The 19,120-nt window shown below is 70.5% G+C and carries 20 protein-coding genes and 1 tRNA gene; 16 read left to right on the top strand and 5 right to left on the bottom strand.

The window, feature by feature from the left end; all coding sequences use genetic code 11:
- Positions 1–12: 12 nt before the first annotated feature.
- Together hisI and DDV73_RS06270 are read left to right on the top strand one after the other, a co-directional pair.
- Complete coding sequence (gene hisI, locus DDV73_RS06275) at positions 13–372, top strand: phosphoribosyl-AMP cyclohydrolase (RefSeq protein ID WP_206050734.1); 360 nt, start codon at positions 13–15, stop codon at positions 370–372.
- A complete protein-coding gene (locus tag DDV73_RS06270; RefSeq protein ID WP_109506353.1) occupies positions 369–944 on the top strand; it encodes a Trp biosynthesis-associated membrane protein in 576 nt (191 codons plus the stop codon). The genes hisI and DDV73_RS06270 overlap by 4 nt, the downstream gene beginning before the upstream one ends.
- Before the next feature lie 16 nt (positions 945–960).
- Here the strand turns inward: DDV73_RS06270 and DDV73_RS06265 are convergent, their stop codons facing one another.
- Positions 961–1,278 (bottom strand): hypothetical protein, encoded by a 318-nt coding sequence (locus tag DDV73_RS06265; protein WP_109506352.1) that lies wholly within the window; start codon positions 1,276–1,278, stop codon positions 961–963.
- Between the two features lie 96 nt (positions 1,279–1,374).
- Between DDV73_RS06265 and DDV73_RS06260 the strand changes: the two genes are divergently transcribed.
- A complete protein-coding gene (locus DDV73_RS06260) occupies positions 1,375–1,575 on the top strand; it encodes an HGxxPAAW family protein (RefSeq protein ID WP_109506351.1) in 201 nt (66 codons plus the stop codon).
- 13 nt (positions 1,576–1,588) lie between these two features.
- Positions 1,589–2,017 (top strand): DUF2752 domain-containing protein, encoded by a 429-nt coding sequence (locus DDV73_RS06255; protein WP_206050733.1) that lies wholly within the window; start codon positions 1,589–1,591, stop codon positions 2,015–2,017.
- Between the two features lie 95 nt (positions 2,018–2,112).
- On the opposite strand, the gene DDV73_RS06250 is transcribed toward DDV73_RS06255, so the two are convergent.
- Both DDV73_RS06250 and DDV73_RS06245 read right to left on the bottom strand, forming a co-directional pair.
- Positions 2,113–2,424: a DUF4190 domain-containing protein gene (locus tag DDV73_RS06250; RefSeq protein ID WP_109506349.1), complete on the bottom strand. Its 312-nt coding sequence runs from the start codon at positions 2,422–2,424 to the stop codon at positions 2,113–2,115.
- A gap of 74 nt (positions 2,425–2,498) precedes the next feature.
- Positions 2,499–3,056, bottom strand: coding sequence for a DUF4190 domain-containing protein (locus DDV73_RS06245; protein ID WP_161962296.1), 558 nt, complete (start codon positions 3,054–3,056; stop codon positions 2,499–2,501).
- Positions 3,057–3,159: 103 nt separating this feature from the next.
- Between DDV73_RS06245 and trpC the strand changes: the two genes are divergently transcribed.
- The 11 genes from trpC to DDV73_RS06190 all read left to right on the top strand — a co-directional run bounded on the left by trpC (position 3,160) and on the right by DDV73_RS06190 (position 17,540).
- Positions 3,160–3,948 carry an indole-3-glycerol phosphate synthase TrpC gene (gene trpC / locus DDV73_RS06240; protein ID WP_109506347.1) on the top strand — a complete coding sequence of 263 codons (789 nt, stop codon included), beginning with the start codon at positions 3,160–3,162 and terminating at the stop codon, positions 3,946–3,948.
- 56 nt (positions 3,949–4,004) lie between these two features.
- Positions 4,005–5,174: a tryptophan synthase subunit beta gene (gene trpB, locus DDV73_RS06235; protein WP_109506423.1), complete on the top strand. Its 1,170-nt coding sequence runs from the start codon at positions 4,005–4,007 to the stop codon at positions 5,172–5,174.
- Positions 5,171–5,968, top strand: coding sequence for a tryptophan synthase subunit alpha (gene trpA / locus DDV73_RS06230; RefSeq protein ID WP_109506346.1), 798 nt, complete (start codon positions 5,171–5,173; stop codon positions 5,966–5,968). The genes trpB and trpA overlap by 4 nt, the downstream gene beginning before the upstream one ends.
- A 19-nt stretch (positions 5,969–5,987) precedes the next feature.
- A complete protein-coding gene (locus DDV73_RS06225; RefSeq protein ID WP_240617150.1) occupies positions 5,988–6,611 on the top strand; it encodes an SCO family protein in 624 nt (207 codons plus the stop codon).
- A 31-nt stretch (positions 6,612–6,642) separates the two neighbouring features.
- Entirely contained in the window at positions 6,643–7,674 is a 1,032-nt protein-coding gene (gene lgt / locus DDV73_RS06220) for a prolipoprotein diacylglyceryl transferase (protein ID WP_109506344.1), read from the top strand.
- Between the two features lie 10 nt (positions 7,675–7,684).
- Entirely contained in the window at positions 7,685–8,401 is a 717-nt protein-coding gene (locus DDV73_RS06215; RefSeq protein ID WP_109506343.1) for a VIT1/CCC1 transporter family protein, read from the top strand.
- A gap of 221 nt (positions 8,402–8,622) precedes the next feature.
- On the top strand, positions 8,623–13,170 hold the full coding sequence (gltB, locus tag DDV73_RS06210) for a glutamate synthase large subunit (RefSeq protein ID WP_109506342.1): 4,548 nt from the start codon (positions 8,623–8,625) through the stop codon (positions 13,168–13,170).
- Positions 13,163–14,629, top strand: a complete 1,467-nt coding sequence (locus tag DDV73_RS06205) for a glutamate synthase subunit beta (protein ID WP_109506341.1) — start codon at positions 13,163–13,165, stop codon at positions 14,627–14,629. The genes gltB and DDV73_RS06205 overlap by 8 nt, the downstream gene beginning before the upstream one ends.
- A 193-nt stretch (positions 14,630–14,822) precedes the next feature.
- The gene (pyk, locus tag DDV73_RS06200) at positions 14,823–16,268 is read left to right on the top strand and encodes a pyruvate kinase (RefSeq protein ID WP_109506340.1); all 1,446 of its coding nucleotides are present in this window, start codon (positions 14,823–14,825) and stop codon (positions 16,266–16,268) included.
- Positions 16,269–16,370: 102 nt separating this feature from the next.
- A complete protein-coding gene (locus DDV73_RS06195; protein WP_109506339.1) occupies positions 16,371–16,715 on the top strand; it encodes a DUF4232 domain-containing protein in 345 nt (114 codons plus the stop codon).
- A gap of 72 nt (positions 16,716–16,787) precedes the next feature.
- Positions 16,788–17,540 (top strand): PIG-L deacetylase family protein, encoded by a 753-nt coding sequence (locus DDV73_RS06190; RefSeq protein ID WP_109506422.1) that lies wholly within the window; start codon positions 16,788–16,790, stop codon positions 17,538–17,540.
- Positions 17,541–17,543: 3 nt separating this feature from the next.
- Here the strand turns inward: DDV73_RS06190 and DDV73_RS06185 are convergent, their stop codons facing one another.
- Both DDV73_RS06185 and DDV73_RS06180 read right to left on the bottom strand, forming a co-directional pair.
- Positions 17,544–18,287: a helix-turn-helix domain-containing protein gene (locus DDV73_RS06185; RefSeq protein WP_109506338.1), complete on the bottom strand. Its 744-nt coding sequence runs from the start codon at positions 18,285–18,287 to the stop codon at positions 17,544–17,546.
- A gap of 45 nt (positions 18,288–18,332) precedes the next feature.
- Positions 18,333–18,406: transfer RNA gene (locus tag DDV73_RS06180), tRNA-Leu, on the bottom strand.
- Between the two features lie 86 nt (positions 18,407–18,492).
- On the opposite strand from DDV73_RS06180, the gene DDV73_RS06175 reads away from it, so the two are divergent.
- Complete coding sequence (locus tag DDV73_RS06175; RefSeq protein ID WP_276310090.1) at positions 18,493–19,107, top strand: ANTAR domain-containing response regulator; 615 nt, start codon at positions 18,493–18,495, stop codon at positions 19,105–19,107.
- Positions 19,108–19,120: the final 13 nt, after the last annotated feature.

The following is a 19,120-nucleotide window of genomic DNA, read 5'->3' as shown; positions in this document are numbered from 1 at the left end:
GATGATGGGGCGGTGACATCTCCACCTGTTCCCTCGCTTGACCCGGATCTGGCCGCTCGGCTGAAGCGCAACGCCGACGGGCTGGTGCCCGCGATCGCTCAGCAGCACGACACCGGTGAGGTGTTGATGCTCGGCTGGATGGACGACGAGGCGCTGGCGCGGACTCTGGCGACCGGACGGGCGACGTACTGGAGCCGGTCCCGCCAGGAGTACTGGGTGAAGGGCGAGACGTCCGGTCACCGCCAGCATGTTGTCGAGGTCCGGCTGGACTGCGACGGAGACACGCTGCTGCTGAAGGTCGACCAGGAAGGCCCGGCGTGCCACACCGGGAGCCGCACCTGCTTCGACGACGGGCTGGTGGAGCAGGCATGAGTGGGGACGAAAACAAGCAGCGCCGCACCTTCGGCCCGGTGGTGCTGGCCGGACTCGCCGCCGGCGCCCTGGCCGCGGTCGCCGGCAACCAGCCGTGGGCCCGGCCGACCGAGCCGAGCCTGCGCGGACTGGTCGACGAGAGCGTCGCGGAGATGCCGCTCGCGGCGGCACTCGGCCTGGTCGTCCTGGCGTGCTGGGGCGTGCTACTGGTGACTCGCGGGCGGGTGCGGCGCCTGGTCGGTGTGCTGGGCGCGCTGACCTCAGCGGGCCTGCTGGTCACCGTGGTGGTCGGCTTCACCGCGGCTCCGGACGCACTCCGTGAGGAGATGACGACGATGGGCATGGCCGACTCCGGAATCAGCAGGACCGGCTGGTACTACGTCACGGCGCTGTCCGCCGTACGCTCGCTAGCGGCCACCCTCGCGGCCGTCCGGCTGGTCCCGGAGTGGCCCGAAATGGGCAGCCGGTACGACGCACCCGCGGCCGCCGAGCCGGCGTCGGTGCCGCCCGAGGAGCGGTCCAGCCTGGACCTGTGGAAGTCCCTCGACGACGGGCAGGACCCGACCGCATGACGGCCGGCCCGGCCGGTCACCGGTAGTAGGCCTGCTGGGGCTGCAGCGCGGGAGCGGCCGTGGTGGTGTTGCCGGCGACCATCGCCAGCATCCGCAGCGTCTGCTCGAACCAACCGAACAGCACCCAGGCGATGATCGAGCCGAGCACGCCGCCGACCAGCGCGGCCACCGCCAGCAGCAGGATCGCGAGCGGCGCCAGGTCCTCGCCCTCGAGCACGCCGAAGAACACGACGGCCGGTACGACGAACATGGCCAGCACGATCAGGCCGATCACGATCCACTTGAAGGTGGCGATGGTGTTGGCCACCCGGATCGCTGCTGCGGGGTTCCCCATGTGTCTCCTCGGCCAGGTGTGGCTGGTGATCCTACGGCTCGCCCCTACGAATACACTGGCGACCACGAGTCACGCCACACCCGAGGAGCAACACGCATGGCCGAGAGCCACGGCAACACCCCTGCAGCCTGGACGGCGGTCGCGATCGCGCTGGCCGGCTTCGTCGTCGGCGGCGTCGCGCTGATGCTGGACCCGGTCAGCCTGGAGCTGTTCTGGGTAGGCGTTGCGCTGGCGCCGGTCGCCATGGTCGTCTTCGTGGTGATGAACAAGCTCGGCCTCGGCGAGACCGGTCACTGAGGTCGCGATGGCCGTGACCCTGCCCCGCGCGACCGCGACCCCCGCCGACCGGTGGACGCGGGTGCGCGGCCCGGTGCTGGGCGCCGCGGTAGCGGCCGGACTGACGGTCGCGCTGCACTTCCGCGACCCACACGAGTCGGGCAGCTGGGGCTTCTGCCCGTCCGCGGCGATGGGCGTCTACTGCCCCGGCTGCGGAGGCCTGCGGGCGGTCAACGACCTGACCAACCTCGACTTCGCGGCCGCGGCCTCCAGCAACCTGCTCTTCATCGCCCTGATCCCGCTGATCCTCGGCCTCTGGGTACGCCGCCTGGTCGTCGGCTGGCGCGGCGGTGGCCCGATGCAGCCGACCCGGGTGCACTGGTGGCTCGGGGCCGGACTGATCGGCGTCGCCGTGGTGTTCACGGTGCTGCGCAACCTGCCGGGCTCCTGGCTCGCGCCCTGACCTCGACGTTCTGACCTCGACGCCGTGAGGTCGACAACCGCCTAGAGATGCGGAAGGCCCGACCGGAACTCCGGTCGGGCCCTTCTCGGCTTGGATCAGGCGTTCGCTGCGCCGACGGCGAAGAGAATGGCGTAGAAGATGAGGCCGAGAACCATCAGCACGATCGCGATCAGGCCACAGATCTTGCCGGCGTTGGCCATGCCGCGGCCGCCGTACTGGCCACCGGAAGCGTCGATCTCCTTCACGGTGTTGTTGCCGATGATGTAGGCCGGGATGCCGAGGAGGCCGCAGCACACAAGGCCCAGGATGCCCAGGATCATCGCGGTCTGCGCCTTCGGGTGGTCGCCCATCGGCTGGCCCTGGCCGTAGCCCGGCGCGCCGTAGCCCGGAGGTTGCTGGTAGCTCATTCAGAGACTCCCTATTGGTTCATGGGCTACATCCGTCGGCAGCCCGCACGACAGCGCAGGCTACACGGTGCCGATCAGTAGTTGTCGTAGTACGAGCCGTCGAAGCCGCCTGTTGCCAAGCTGAGGATGGTGAGCCCGACGGACAGCACGACGGCGATGCCACCGGTGACCATGCCGCCGATCGCCAGCCCCATCCCGGTCTGCGCGCCGCCGCTCTTCTCGATCTGGCCGCGCGCGATGAAGCCCATGACCAGCGCGGCGATTCCCGCAGGTATCCCCAGGCAGCAGCACATCAGGACCAGGGCGGAGACGCCGGCGACCAGGGAACCGATGGCGAGACCGTTGGTGCCCGTCGGGGAGGCCGGCTGGCCATAGCCGGGCGCGCCGTACTGCGGGGCACCGTACTGCGGGGCGCCGTACGGCTGCTGTCCGTAATCGGGCTGCTGACCGTACGCCGGCTGGCCGTACCCCGGTTGCTGGCCGTAGCCGGGCTGCTGCCCGTACCCAGGCTGTTGGTACGGCGGCTGGCCGGGCGTATCCGGCTGCTGCGGCTGCTGCGGCGGGGGCCCGCCGTAGCGGGTCGGCTCGTCCGATTCGTCCGGCTCTTTGCCGAAGTTGGGTGGCTGCGTCACCCGCAGACGGTATCGCTTGTCCTTCCCACGGAACTGCCATCCGGCGGCTTTCCGCGCCGTGAGAGGCTTGGGCCGCTCGAACGCAACCGATCTGGAGGTCAGCATGTCCGTGCTCGACGACATCGTCGAGGGTGTCCGGACCGACCTCGCACGCCGGCAGCGCGAGACAAGCCTCGAGCAGCTCCGGGATGCGGTCGAAGGGCAGGCGCCGGCGCTCGACCCGATGCCCGGATTCCGGGCTGCCGGGCTCAGCGTGATCGCCGAGGTGAAGCGGCGCAGCCCCAGCAAGGGCGACCTCGCCGACATCCCGGACCCGGCGGCGCTGGCGACGGCGTACGCCAAGGGCGGTGCCCGCGCGATCAGCGTGCTCACCGAGGAGCGCCGGTTCGGCGGCAGCCTCGACGACCTGCGCGCGGTCCGCGCCGCGGTCGACACGCCGCTGCTGCGCAAGGACTTCATCGTCACCGAGTACCAGCTCTGGGAGGCCCGCGCGGCCGGCGCCGACCTGGCGCTGCTGATCGTCGCCGCGCTGCCCGGGCCCGAGCTGGAGCAGCTGTACGCGGCGGCCCGCGGCCTCGGCCTGACCGTGCTGGTCGAGGTGCACGATGAGGCGGAGACCGAGCGGGCGGTCGCGCTCGGCGCCGAGCTGATCGGTGTGAACGCCCGCAACCTCAAGACGCTCGAGGTGGACGCCGACACGTTCGGCCGCCTCGCCGCGCTGATCCCCGACGACCGGGTCAAGGTCGCCGAGTCGGGCATCAGCGGACCGCAGGACGCCGAGCGCTACGCCCGCGATGGGGCTGGTGTGGTGCTCGTCGGAGAGGCACTCGTGAAGGACGGCGACCCGGAGGCCGCCGTCCGCGCGATGACCGGATTGGGAGCAGGACAGTGAGTGGGTCGTACGACGCCGACGAGAGCGGCTACTTCGGAGACTTCGGTGGGCGGTTCATGCCCGAGGCGCTGGTGGCGGCGCTCGACGAGCTCACCGAGGCCTGGCAGGAGGCGACCGCCGACGAGACCTTCCGTGCCGACTTCGACGCGATCCTGCGCGACTACGCAGGCGTGCCCAGCCCGCTGTACGACGCGGCCCGGCTCTCCGAGCAGGTCGGCGCCCGGATCCTGCTCAAGCGTGAGGACCTCAACCACACCGGCGCCCACAAGATCCGCAACGTGCTCGGCCAGGCGCTGCTCACCAAGCGGATGGGCAAGAAGCGGGTGATCGCGGAGACCGGCGCCGGCCAGCACGGCGTGGCCAGCGCCACCGCGGCGGCGTACTTCGGGCTCGACTGCACCGTCTACATGGGCGCGGTCGACGTCAAGCGGCAGGCACTCAACGTGGCCCGGATGAACCTGCTCGGCGCCAAGGTGGTCTCGGTCGAGTCCGGCAGCGCCACCCTCAAGGACGCGATCAACGAGGCGCTGCGCGACTGGGTCGCGACAGTCGACCACACGGCGTACCTGTTCGGTACGGCGGCCGGACCGCACCCGTTCCCGAGCATGGTTCGCGACTTCTGCCGCGGCATCGGCGACGAGGCGCGCGCCCAGTGCCTGGAGCTGACCGGCCGGCTGCCGGACGTGGTCGCGGCGTGCGTCGGCGGCGGGTCGAACGCGATCGGGGCCTTCACCGCGTTCCTCGACGACCCCGACGTCGCGATCTGGGGCTTCGAGGCCGGGGGCGACGGGGTGGAGACCGGGCGGCACGCCGCGACGATCTTCGCCGGCGACAGCGGCGTGCTCCACGGCGCGCGGACCTACGTGCTCCAGGACGAGGACGGCCAGACGATCGAGTCGCACTCGATCTCGGCGGGGCTGGACTACCCGGGCGTCGGGCCGCAGCACTCCCACCTCGCCAAGACCGGCCGCGCGACGTACCTCCCGGTCACCGACGCCGAGGCGATGGAGGCGCTCGCACTGCTGAGCCGCACCGAGGGGATCATCCCGGCCATCGAGTCGGCGCACGCCGTGGCCGGTGCGCTGCGCGAGGCGAAGGCGCTGGTGGCCGAGAAGGGCCCGGACACCACGATCCTGATCAACCTCAGCGGCCGCGGCGACAAGGACATGGACACCGTCACCCAGTGGTTCAAGCTGGGCGAGTACGAAGAGGAGGCCGGCCAGTGAGCGCCGCACCCGCCTTCGACAAGGCGCGCGGCGAGGGCCGCGCGGCGCTGGTCGGCTACCTGCCCGCCGGCTTCCCCGACGTGCCCGGCGCCATCGACGCGCTCAAGGTGATGGTCGACGCCGGTGTCGACGTGGTCGAGATCGGGCTGCCCTACAGCGACCCGGTCATGGACGGCCCGACGATCCAGGCCGCCGCCCAGCAGGCCCTCGACGGTGGCGTCCGCACCGCCGACGTACTGCGCACCGTCGAGGCGGTCGCTGCCACCGGCGCCCCGACGCTGATCATGACCTACTGGAACCCGGTCGAGCGGTACGGCGTGGACCGGTTCGCGAGAGACCTCGCCAGCGCCGGGGGAGCCGGCCTGATCACGCCGGACCTGACGCCCGACAGCGGCGCGGAGTGGATCGCGGCGGCCGACGCCCACGACCTCGACAAGGTCTTCCTGGTCGCGCCGAGCTCCACCGACGAGCGGATCGCGATGACCGTCGACAACTGCCGCGGCTTCGTCTACGCGACCGCGGTCATGGGCGTCACCGGCGTCCGGACCAGCACCAGCGACCTCGCCCAGCCCCTCGTCGCCCGCACCAAGAAGGTCACCGACCTGCCGGTGGGCGTCGGGCTCGGCGTCTCCAACGGCGACCAGGCGGCCGAGATCGCGGCGTACGCCGACGGCGTGATCGTCGGCTCCGCGTTCGTCCGCACCCTGCTCGACGCCGGCGCGGACCGGGCGGCGGGCCACGCCGCGCTGGCCGTGCTCACCGAGGACCTGGCGGCCGGGGTGCGGCGTGCGTAAGTGCCTTCTCGCGGCTCTCGTGACCGCCGCAATGCTGCTGACTGCCTGCTCGTCCGAGCCGGACGACGGCATGCAGTTCAGCGGCGGCGACACCGACGGCATGTACGGCGCGGTCCTCGACCGCCCCTACACCGTGCCGACCACGCCGCTGACCGACACCGGCGGCGCGCCGTACTCACTGGCCGGCGACACCGACAAGCGGCTCACGCTGGTCTTCTTCGGCTTCGTCAACTGCCCCGACATCTGCCACATCGTGATGTCCTCGCTGACCTCCGGACTGACTCGGCTGGACGAGGACGTCAGCGACCAGGTGGAGGTGGTCTTCGTGACCACCGACCCGACCCGCGACACCGAGCAGGTGCTGCGCGACTACCTGGACCGTTACGACGAGTCCTACGTCGGGCTGACCGGCGACCTGGACACCATCATCGAGATCGCGAAGCCGCTCGCCGTGGCCGTCGAGAAGGGCGAGAAACTGCCCAGCGGCGGCTACGACGTCGCGCACAGCACCCACGTGGTCGGCATCGGCTCCGACGACAAGGCCCCTATCCTCTGGACCGAGGAAACCTCCGCGGCGCAGTTCGCGGACGACCTCGCGGTCCTGCTGGCCGGTGACGGCCCCGCCCTGAACCTCAAGCCCTGAACTCAAGTCCTGATCGAGTGAGGAAACCACGATGCTGACCGACCTGCTGGCCACACCCCTGGTCACGGTGCTGTCGATCCCCAGTCCGAGCCAGGGTGTCTGGCACCTCGGGCCGGTCCCGATCCGCGGCTACGCGCTGAGCATCATCCTCGGCGTCATCATCGCGATCTGGATCGGCGAGCGGCGCTGGAAGGCGCGCGGCGGCCGGTACGGCGAGGTGCAGGACCTGGCGATCTGGGCGGTGCCGTTCGGGCTGGTCGGCGGCCGGATCTACCACGTGCTCACCGACAGCAACCAGTACTTCGGGGAGGGCGAGAGCCCGATCACCGCGCTGTACATCTGGCGCGGCGGTCTCGGCGTCTGGGGCGCGATCATCGGCGGCGCACTGGGCGTATGGATCTTCGCCAAGATCCGCAAGATCCGGGTACTGCCCCTGATGGACGCGCTGGCGCCCGGCGTGCTCGTGGCGCAGGCGATCGGCCGCTGGGGCAACTGGTTCAACCAGGAGCTGTTCGGGAAGCCGACCGACCGGCCATGGGGCCTGGAGATCGCGCTCGGCAAGCGGCCGGAAGGCTACGAGGACTTCGACACCTTCCACCCGACCTTCCTCTACGAGTGCGTCTGGAACCTCGGCATCTTCGGCCTGCTGATCTGGGCCGATCGGCGGTTCAAGCTGGGCTACGGCAAGGTGCTGGCGCTGTACGTCATGGGCTACACCGCCGGCCGCGGCTGGATCGAGAACCTCCGGATCGACGAGGTCCAGCACGGCGACGTCCTCGGGCTCCGGCTCAACGTGTGGACCTCGATCGTGCTGTTCGCCCTCGCTGCGGCGTACTTCGCCTGGGCGACGCTCAACCGGCCCGGCCGCGAGGAGAGCATGTACGTCGACGGTCCGCCCGCCGGTGACGGCGACAAGGTCGACCTCGTCAAGCACGACGATGAGGACGGAGCCGACGAGGACGAGGCCGCCGACGAGGACGAGGCCGCCGACGAGGACGAGGCCGACGACGAGGCCGACGAAACCGAGGTCGAGAAGAAGGTCGAGAGCACGTCGGGGGACTAGCGTTCGTGCCATGACGGGCACCGACGCTCCCGAGATCAACCACGAGCACGCGGACGTCACCGGCGGCTGGCTGCGGCCGGCGGTGTTCGGGGCGATGGACGGGCTGGTCTCCAACGCGGCGCTGATCGCGGGCGTGGCGGGCGGTACCCGCGGCGCCGAGGACACCTCCACGATCGTGCTCGCCGGCCTGGCCGGTCTGGCCGCAGGCGCGTTCTCGATGGCGGCGGGGGAGTACGCCTCGGTCGCCAGCCAGGCTGAGTCCGCCGAGCGGGAGATCGCCAAGGAGCGCCGCGAGATCATCGAGAACCCGGTCGGCGAGAAGGCCGAGCTCGCGGCGATGTTCGTCGACAAGGGGATCGACCCGGACCTCGCCGCGGAGGTCGCCCAGCAGGTCCACCGCGACCTCGACGATGCGGTCGCCGTACACGCTCGCGAGGAGTTCGGCATCGACGCCGACGACCTGCCCTCGCCGCTGGTGGCAGCAGGCTCGTCGTTCGTGTCCTTCGCCCTGGGCGCGGCGGTTCCCGTGCTGCCGTATCTGCTCGGCGCCGAGGCGCTCTGGCCGGCGATCCTGCTGACGCTGGTTGCCCTGTTCGTCTGCGGCGCCGTCGTCACCCGGGTGACCTCCCGCAGCTGGTGGTACGGCGGGCTGCGCCAGGCCCTGCTCGGCGCGGCCGCGTTCGCGGCGACGTACGGCGTCGGCGCGGCTGTCGGCACCCAGGTCTAGCCAGGTCAAGCAGCATGGCTGAGGCCTATCTCACGCGCTGGTCCGGGGTGGTCAGGCGCCGGGTCGGGACCTAACCGGGTGGTAGCCTGGCCTCTCCGCTTGGGCCAATGTCGTCCCCTGCCAGCACGCTTGACCTGCTTTGCCAGACCGCCCTGCCGGAACGCCGTACGGCGTAACGCGCTCGGGCGCAGACGACGACGGGAGAATGCCCCGTGCCAGCTATGCACGCGTTCCCGCCGCCACAGGGGTTGTACGACGGCCGCCACGAGCACGACGCATGTGGTGTGGCCTTTGTTGCGACCCTGACCGGCGTTGCCAGCCACGACATCGTTGCCAAGGCGCTCACCGCGCTCCGCAACCTGGAGCACCGCGGAGCCGCGGGTGCCGAGCCCAACTCGGGCGACGGCGCCGGCATCCTGATGCAGGTCCCCGACGCCTTCCTCCGCGAGGTCGCCCAGGAGGCCGGCTTCGAGCTGCCCGCGCAGCACCGGTACGCCGTCGGCACCGCGTTCCTGCCCGGGGACGCCGAGGAGGTCGCCAAGACCCGCCGCCGGATCGAGGAGATCGCCGGCGAGGAGGGGCTGACCGTCGTCGGCTGGCGCGAGGTGCCGGTCGACCCGGACTCCCTCGGTGAGACCGCGCGCTCGGTGATGCCGCAGTTCGCGCAGGTCTTCGTCACCGGCACCGGCAGCAAGGTCACCGGCATGGCCCTGGAGCGGCTGGCGTTCGTGCTGCGCAAGCGCGCCGAGCACGAGACCGACGTCTACTTCCCGTCGCTGTCCAGCCGCACGCTGGCCTACAAGGGCATGCTCACCACCGACCAGCTCGACAAGTTCTTCCCGGACCTGGTCGACGAGCGGATCGCGTCCGCGCTGTGCGTGGTGCACTCGCGCTTCTCCACCAACACCTTCCCGAGCTGGCCGCTGGCGCACCCGTTCCGGTTCATCGCGCACAACGGCGAGATCAACACCGTGATGGGCAACCGCAACTGGATGCGGGCCCGCGAGGCGCTGCTCGACAGCGACCTGATCCCGGGCGACCTGGAGCGGATCTACCCGATCTGCACCCCCGGCGCTAGCGACTCCGCCTCCTTCGACGAGGTGCTGGAGCTGCTGCACATGGGCGGCCGGTCGCTGCCGCACGCCGTACTCATGATGATCCCGGAGGCGTGGGAGAACCACGCCGAGATGGACGCCAAGCGGCGCGCCTTCTACCAGTTCCACGCCACGATGATGGAGCCGTGGGACGGCCCGGCCTGCGTGGTCTTCACCGACGGCTCCCAGATCGGCGCGGTGCTCGACCGCAACGGCCTGCGCCCGTCGCGCTACTGGGTCACCGACGACGGCCTGGTCGTCCTCGCCTCCGAGGTCGGCGTACTCGACCTCGACCCGGCGACGGTGGTCCGCAAGGGCCGGCTGCAACCGGGCCGGATGTTCCTTGTCGACACCGACGAGCACCGGATCATCGAGGACGAGGAGATCAAGTCCGAGCTGGCCGCCGAGCACCCGTACGACGAGTGGCTGCACGCCGGCCTGATCCACCTCGACGACATCCACGGCCGCGAGCACGTCGTCCACACCCACGCCTCGGTCACCCGCCGGCAGCAGGTCTTCGGCTACACCGAGGAGGAGCTGCGGGTCCTGCTCACGCCGATGGCCAACACCGGCTTCGAGCCGATCGGCTCGATGGGCACCGACACCCCGATCGCGGCGCTGAGCGAGAAGCCGCGGCTGCTGTTCGACTACTTCAGCCAGCTGTTCGCCCAGGTCACCAACCCGCCGCTGGACGCGATCCGCGAGGAGCTGGTCACCTCGCTGAACGGCTCGATCGGGCCCGAGGCGAACCTTCTGCAGCCCACGCCGGCGTCGTGTCGCCAGGTGGTGCTGCCGTTCCCGGTGATCAGCAACGACGACCTGGCCAAGATCCGGCACATCAACCGCGACGGCGACATGCCGGGCTTCATCACCCACGTCGCGCGCGGTCTGTACGACGTCTCCGGCGGCGGCGCCGCGATGGCGGCGAAGATCGAGGAGATCTGCGAGGAGGTCAGCGAGGCGATCGCGGGGGGAGCGCGGATCATCGTGCTCTCCGACCGGCACCACACCGCCGAGCTGGCGCCGATCCCGTCGCTGCTGCTGACCGGCGCGGTCCACCACCACCTGGTCCGGGAGAAGACCCGGACCCGGGTCGGGCTGCTGGTCGAGGCCGGCGACGTCCGCGAGACCCACCACGTCGCGCTGCTGGTCGGGTACGGCGCGGCCGCGGTCAACCCGTACCTCGCGATGGAGTCGGTCGAGGACCTCGCGCGCGAGGGCTACTACGTCAAGACCGACGGCGAGACCGCCGTCAAGCACCTGATCAAGGCGCTCGGCAAGGGCGTGCTCAAGGTGATGTCGAAGATGGGCGTGTCCACGGTGGCGTCGTACACCGGTGCGCAGATCTTCGAGGCGGTCGGCCTCTCCCAGACCGTCGTCGACAAATACTTCACCGGCACCACCTCCAAGCTCGGCGGGATCGGGCTGGACACGATCGCGGAGGAGGTCGCGCGCCGGCACGCCACGGCGTACCCGCGTGGCGGCATCGTCCCGGCGCACCGGGAGCTGGTGATCGGCGGCGAGTACCAGTGGCGCCGCGACGGCGAGCCGCACCTGTTCGACCCGGAGACTGTCTTCCGGCTCCAGCACAGCACCCGCAGCGGTCGCTACGACATCTTCAAGCAGTACTCCCAGGCCGTCGACGAGCAGTCGGAGCGGCTGATGACGCTGCGCGGGCTGTTCCGGTTCAAGGACGCCGAGGCGAGTGGTCGGCAGCCGATCGGCATCGACGAGGTGGAGCCGGTCTCGGAGATCGTGAAGCGGTTCTCGACCGGCGCGATGTCCTACGGCTCGATCTCGCAGGAGGCCCACGAGACCCTCGCGATCGCGATGAACCGCTTGGGCGGCAAGTCCAACACCGGTGAGGGCGGCGAGGACCCGGACCGCCTCTACGACCCGGAGCGGCGCTCGTCGATCAAGCAGGTCGCCTCGGGGCGCTTCGGCGTCACGAGCGAGTACCTCACCAACTCCGACGACATCCAGATCAAGATGGCTCAGGGCGCCAAGCCCGGCGAGGGCGGCCAGCTGCCCGGCCACAAGGTCTACCCGTGGGTGGCCAAGACCCGGTACTCCACGCCGGGCGTTGGCCTGATCAGCCCGCCGCCACACCACGACATCTACTCGATCGAGGACCTGGCGCAGCTGATCCACGACCTCAAGAACGCCAACCCGTCGGCTCGGATCCACGTGAAGCTGGTCTCCGAGGTCGGCGTCGGCACGGTCGCCGCGGGTGTCAGCAAGGCGCACGCGGACGTCGTACTCATCTCCGGGCACGACGGCGGCACTGGCGCCTCCCCGCTGACCTCGCTCAAGCACGCCGGCGGTCCGTGGGAGCTCGGCCTGGCCGAGACCCAGCAGACGCTGCTGCTCAACGGCCTGCGGGACCGGATCGTCGTCCAGACCGACGGCCAGCTCAAGACCGGCCGGGACGTGGTGATCGCGGCGCTGCTGGGTGCCGAGGAGTTCGGCTTCGCGACCGCGCCGCTGGTGGTCTCCGGCTGCATCATGATGCGGGTCTGCCACCTCGACACCTGTCCTGTCGGCGTCGCAACCCAGAACCCGGTGCTGCGCGAGCGGTACACCGGCAAGGCCGAGTACGTCGTGAACTTCTTCGAGTACGTCGCCGAGGAGGTCCGCGAGCTGCTCGCGTCACTGGGCTTCCGCACGGTCGACGAGGCGATCGGCCAGGCCGACGCACTCGACGTGGAGCGGGCGGTCACGCACTGGAAGGCGGCCGGGATGGACCTGACGCCGATCCTGCACATGCCCGACGTCAGCCTCTTCCCTGGCCAGGACCGGCACTGCACCAAGACGCAGGACCACGGCCTGGACAAGGCGCTCGACAACGAGCTGGTGCGGATCGCCGAGCCGGCGCTGGAGCGCGGCGAGCCGGTGCGGGCGCAGGTCGAGATCCGCAACGTCAACCGCACCGTCGGCACCATCCTCGGTCACGAGGTGACCAAGCGGTACCGCGGTGAAGGTCTGCCCGAGGGCACCATCGACATCACCTTCACGGGCTCCGCCGGCCAGTCGTTCGGCGCGTTCGTGCCGCGCGGGGTCACGCTGCGGCTGGAGGGCGACGCCAACGACTACGTCGGCAAGGGCCTGTCCGGCGGCCGGCTGGTCGTCCGACCGGCGCGGACGGCGACGTTCGCGGCCGAGGAGCAGATCATCGCCGGCAACACGATCGCGTACGGCGCGACCTCCGGCGAGATCTTCCTGCGCGGGCAGGTGGGGGAGCGGTTCTGCGTCCGCAACTCCGGTGCCACCACCGTGGTCGAGGGTGTCGGCGACCACGGCTGCGAGTACATGACCGGCGGCCGGGCCGTGATCCTCGGCCCGACCGGCCGCAACTTCGCGGCCGGCATGTCCGGCGGCTACGCGTTCGTGCTCGACCTCGACGAGGGCCGGGTCAACCCGGAGCTGGTCGAGCTCGGCAAGGTCGAGGGCAAGGCCGCCGACGAGCTGTACGACCTGGTCACACGCCACTTCGAGGAGACCGGCTCGCCGGTCGCCGAGGCGCTGATCGCCGACTGGGCCGCCGCGCTGGGCCGGTTCACCGAGGTGATGCCGAGCGACTACAAGCGGGTGCTCGAGGCCCGCGAGGAGGCCCTGGAGGAGGGCCTCGACGAGGACGAGGCCGCCGCGCGGATTATGGAGGTGCTCCATGGCTGACCCGAAGGGATTCCTGAAGCACGGGCGCGAGGTGGCGACCCGACGCCCGGTCGAGGAGCGGGTCCAGGACTGGAACGAGGTCTACCCGGGCAGCGCCGGCCGGGCGCTGCTGCCGATCATCAGCAAGCAGGCCGGCCGCTGCATGGACTGCGGCATCCCGTTCTGCCACCAGGGCTGCCCGCTCGGCAACATCATCCCCGAGTGGAACGACCTGGTCTGGCGCAACGACTGGGACGGCGCGATCGACCGGCTGCACGCGACCAACAACTTCCCGGAGTTCACCGGGCGGCTGTGCCCGGCGCCGTGCGAGACCGCCTGCGTGCTCGGCATCAACCAGGACCCGGTGACGATCAAGAACGTCGAGGTCTCGATCATCGACCGTGCCTGGGAGTCCGGCTTCGTCCGACCGCAGCCGCCGGAGTGGCTGTCCGGAAAGACCGTGGCCGTCGTCGGCTCCGGGCCAGCCGGCCTGGCCGCCGCGCAGCAGCTCACCCGGGCCGGGCACACCGTCGCGGTCTACGAGCGCGCCGACAAGATCGGCGGCCTGCTCCGCTACGGCATCCCCGAGTTCAAGATGGAGAAGAAGCACCTCGACCAGCGGCTGGAGCAGATGCGCCGCGAGGGCACCATTTTCCGGGCCGGCATCGATGTCGGCGCCGAGCTCACCGGAACCCAGCTGAAGGAGCGGTACGACGCCGTCGTCCTCGCCGTCGGCGCCACCGAGGCCCGGGACCTGCCGGTCACCGGGCGCGAGCTCGGTGGCATCCACCAGGCGATGGAGTTCCTGCCGCAGGCCAACCGGACCTCGCTCGGCGAAGATGTCGAGGACCAGATCCTGGCCACCGGCAAGAACGTTGTGATCATCGGCGGCGGCGACACCGGCGCGGACTGCCTCGGCACCTCGCACCGCCAGGGCGCCGCCTCGGTCACCCAGCTCGAGATCATGCCGGAGCCGCCGGAGGCACGACCCGCGGGCCAGCCGTGGCCGTCGTACCCGATGATCTTCCGGGTCTCCTCGGCCCACGAGGAGGGCGGCGACCGCGTGTACGCCGTGTCCACCAAGGAGTTCCTCGGCGACGCCGACGGCAACGTCCGGGCGCTCCGCCTGGTCGACGTGGTCTTCGAGGGCGGGAAGTTCAACGAGGTCGAGGGCACCGAGCGCGAGATCCCGGCCGAGCTGGTGCTGTTCGCAATGGGCTTCACCGGACCTGAGAAGGCGGGCCTGATCGAGCAGCTCGGCGTCGAGCTGGACGCGCGCGGCAACGTGGCGCGCGACGGGAAGTACAAGTCGTCGGTCGACGGCGTGTACGTCGCCGGCGACGCCGGCCGCGGCCAGTCGCTGATCGTCTGGGCGATCGCCGAGGGACGCGCCGCCGCCGCCGCGGTCGACGAGTTCCTCACCGGCTCCACCGCCCTCCCGGCCCCCATCCCGCCGACAGCCAGGCCGCTGACGGTCTGACTTGGCCGGCAGTTTCACTAGGTACCTAGTGAATTTGTCCCGGCCCGCGCGAAGTTTCCGACGGGTTGGGACAGCTTCACTAGGTACCTAGTGAAACTGCCGCGCCGACTTGACCGGGTCTCGCACAAACTGGCGCCGTCTCGACGCTGGTTGTTTGCGGCGGTTTTAACGATCCAGGAAGTAGGGTCGTGGTGTGCGAAGAGCAAAGATCGTGTGCACCCTCGGTCCGGCGACGGCGACTCCCGAGCGGATCCGAGAGCTTGTCGACTCCGGCATGGATGTCGCCCGGCTCAACATGAGCCACGGCACCCATGCCGACCACGAGCGTGCCTACCGGCTGGTCCGTGAGGCCAGCGATGCGACCGGCCACGGAGTCGGCATCTTCGCCGACCTGCAGGGGCCGAAGATCCGGCTCGGCCGGTTCGCGGACGGGCCGGTCGAGCTGGCCAAGGGCCAGTCCTGGACCATCACCACTCGCGACATCCTCGGCAATGCCGACGAGTCCGGTACGACGTACGACGGGCTGCCCGGCGACGTGTCGGTCGGGGACCCGCTGCTGATCGACGACGGCAAGGTCCGGCTGAAGGTGGTCGGCGTCGAGGGTCACGACGTACACACCGAGGTCGTCGTCGCCGGCAGGGTCAGCGACCACAAGGGCATCAACCTGCCCGGGGTTGCGGTGTCGGTGCCGGCGCTGTCGGAGAAGGATGTCGAGGACCTGCGCTGGGCGCTGCACCTGTCGGTCGACTTCATCGCGCTGTCGTTCGTGCGCTCGGCGTCCGACGCCGACGACGTACGCCGGATCATGGCCGAAGAAGGCGTCCGGATCCCGGTCATCGCCAAGATCGAGAAGCCCCAGGCGATCGAGAACCTCGACGAGCTGATCGACGCCTTCGACGGGTTCATGGTGGCGCGCGGTGACCTCGGCGTGGAGTGTCCGCTCGAGGAGGTCCCGTTCCTGCAGAAGCAGGTCATCGAGAAGGCCCGCCGCAACGCCAAGCCGGTGATCGTGGCGACCCAGATGCTGGAGTCGATGATCGCCGCGCCGGCGCCCACCCGCGCCGAGGCGTCCGACGTCGCCAACGCGGTGCTGGACGGCGCCGACGCGGTGATGCTGTCCGGCGAGACCAGCGTGGGGGAGTACCCCATCCAGACCGTGCAGACCATGGCCAAGATCGTGGAGGCGACCGAGCAGCACCTGGACCGGATGGCCAAGATCGAGTGGAACCCGCGGACCCGCGGCGGCGTCATCTCCAAGGCCGCGGCCGAGGTGGCGGAGCGTGTCGGCGCCAAGTACCTGGTCGCGTTCACCCAGAGCGGTGACTCCGCGCGCCGGCTGTCCCGGCTGCGGGCGACCACCCCGATCCTCGCGTTCACGCCGGAGGCCGCGACCCGCTCGCAGCTGTCGATGACCTGGGGCGTGGAGACCTTCAAGACGGTCTCGGTCGAGCACACCGACCAGATGGTGCGCCAGGTCGACGAGCAGCTGCTGCAGATCGGGCGGGTGCACGAGGGTGACCTGGTGGTGGTCGTCGCGGGCAGCCCGCCCGGCATCCCCGGCTCGACGAACGCGCTGCGGATCCACCGGATGGGCGACGCGATCAACGAGGTCGCTCCGGCGTACCGCTCGATGCGCTGAAACGACCGCAGCTACGCCGGCCGCGACGCCACGCTGCACGAACGCCGACCTCGCCGAGGGTTTCGTAGCCACCGACGCCGGTGCCGGCAGCACCTACGCCGGATGCGGCTGACCAACGTGTCCGGTCACGCGTGCTTGACCGGCGGCTACGGCGGCATCTCGTACGTCGGCGACGGCGACGGCACCCAGATCGGCCGGTCCGCCGTCCGCGAGCAGCGGGACGCGGTGAGGTCGTACGTCGTGCGCCCCGGCCAGCGGCTGGTCAGCCCGGTCCGGCTGGCGACCGCCGAGACCTACCCGGCCCGGACTTGCAAGCGGGCCCGGGCGGACGGCTTCCGGGTCTACGTCCCGAACGCCACCCGCTCGCGGTTCGTCCGGTTCGCGACGCTCGGCTGCCGCAACCACGCCGTACACCTGCTCCACCAGCGTCCGTACCGCCGCCCCTGAGCCGACCCCTGTCGACCCGGGACGGGTCAAATCCGGTCGCACCATGCGGGTCGGTCGGGCATGCTGATCGGCATGACGCTGCCAGCCCTCCCAGACGACACCTTCGAGCGCGTGCTCTGCGTGGTCGCACATCCGGACGACGTCGAGTACGGCACGTCCGCGGCGGTCGCCAAGTGGATCGCGCAGGGGGCCGAGGTCGGCTACCTGCTGCTCACCCGCGGCGAGGCCGGGATGCCGAACCCGCCGGAGGAGACCGCGCGGCTGCGCCGGGCCGAGCAAGAGGCGGCGTGCGCCGCGGTCGGGGTCGAGCGCCTCACCGTCCTCGACCACCCCGACGGCGTGCTGGTCTACAACCTCGACCTGCGCCGTGACATCGCCCGCGAGATCAGGCAGTTCCGGCCGGACGCCGTGGTGGTCGGGCCCTGGGACGTCGAGTTCCCCGGCCTTGGCTACAACCAGGCCGACCACCGGGCGGCCGGGCTGGCCGCGATCGACGCGATCCGCGACGCCGACAAGCGCTGGGTGTTCCCGGAGCAGATCGACGACGAAGGTCTGGAGAAGTGGGGCACCCGGTGGATCCTGGTCGGCGCCTTCGGCCCCGACGCCACCCACGGAGTCGACGTGACCGGGGAGCCGCTGGCCAAGGGCGTCGCCTCGCTCGAGGCCCACAAGGAGTACCTCGCGGCGATCCCCGGCCACCCCGCGCCGAAGGACTTCATCCCGCAGATCGCCGCGATGAGCGGCAAGGCGATGGGCGTCGAGCACGCCGTACTCTTCAAGGCCACCGACCAGCACGCGCCGCCGTCCTTCGACGACCTGGCCTGAGGTCTACCGTTTCAGCCCGATCAGCTCATCGAGTCGAGCCACCCCGGCCCGCGTCGACACGCTGATCGTCTTGGCGTTCGACTGCCGCCGTGGGATCTCGACCAGATCGAGCGCCCAGCAACACAGCTCACGAATGTCGGCCGAGACATTGGTGAACTGCCAGCGCGGGTAGTCGTATCGCTTACGCTCGCCGGCAACCACTTGGGTCGTCCAGTTGCGCACCCGCGAGCCGTCCGAGTGGAACAGTCCGCGCAGGAACTCTCCTGGATGAGCTTCAGCAACCCGCCGCTGCCAGGGCTCCAGGACGATCGGCCGTTCGTGCTTGCGCCCCGGCCCATGCTGTGGGAACAGGCATGGCCAGTGCTGCCAGTTCGCCTGTACGACGATCGCGCCAGGCGCGGAGACCCGGAACGTCCGAGCGCCGGGACGAACCGCGTGAATTGCCTGCTCGATGTCGGCGACGATCTGCTGGTAGGAGGCGTCGCACGAGACCCGGAGGGCGAAGTAGCGCGCTGCGCGGGAGATGCACCTGTCACCGAGGTAGTAGCCGAGCAGAGCGGCGTACGCCGGACGGTCCAGCGGGGCGTCGTCGCACAGCGAGCATCGGCCGGCCCGCGGCCGGCTCGGGCGGGCACGCCAGTCGCGAAGCGTCGACCGGCTGACGCCGAGGCGGCGACTGGCCTCGGACAGAGTGGCGCCGCCCTCGAGCAAGCGTCGAGCCTCGCGGCGAACAGCATCCCCGTACATGGCGACAGCCTCGGTGACGGCACCGACATTCGGACCTCGGTTGGGTACCCCGGGTGGGATTCGAACCCACACTGAATGCTGTTTGAGAGCATCGACTCTGCCAGTTGGTCTACCGGGGCTGGCAGAGAAAACCGTACCTGTACGCGCGGCGACGTACCGCATTGGACTGCCGCCGCGCGCGGGGCGAACGACTAGCCTGTGTCCCGTGAGCCAGCCAGTCGACGACAGCAGCAGCCGCCGGGTCCTCATTGCCGAGGACGAGGCACTGATCCGGATGGACCTCGCCGAGATGCTCGCCGAGGAGGGGTACGACGTGGTCGGCCAGGCCGCGGACGGCGAGCGGGCCGTCGAGCTCGCCGAGGAGCTTCGGCCGGACCTGGTGATCCTCGACGTGAAGATGCCGAAGCTGGACGGCATTGCCGCCGCGGAGCGGATCGCTGAGCAGCGGATCGCGCCGGTGGTGATCCTGACCGCGTTCTCACAGCGCGACCTCGTGGAGCGGGCACGCGATGCCGGGGCGATGGCGTACCTGGTCAAGCCGTTCACCAAGCAGGACCTGGTGCCGTCGATCGAGATGGCGGTCAGCCGGTTCACCGAGCTGGCCACGCTCGAGAAGGAGGTCGCCGACCTCGCCGACCGTTTGGAGACCCGCAAGGCGGTCGACCGCGCGAAGGGCGTCCTGCAGAAGGATCTCGGGCTCAGCGAGCCGGACGCGTTCCGGTGGATCCAGAAGACCGCGATGGACCTTCGGCTGTCGATGCGCCAGGTCGCGGACGGCGTCGTCGAGCACGGCCCGGGTGTAGGAGGGTCCGCAGGCTAGACCTTGGTCGCTA

The sequence above is a fragment of the Nocardioides speluncae genome (assembly GCF_003121585.1).
Lineage (GTDB): Bacteria > Actinomycetota > Actinomycetes > Propionibacteriales > Nocardioidaceae > Nocardioides > Nocardioides speluncae.
This window is presented reverse-complemented; position numbering and strand designations above follow the sequence as displayed.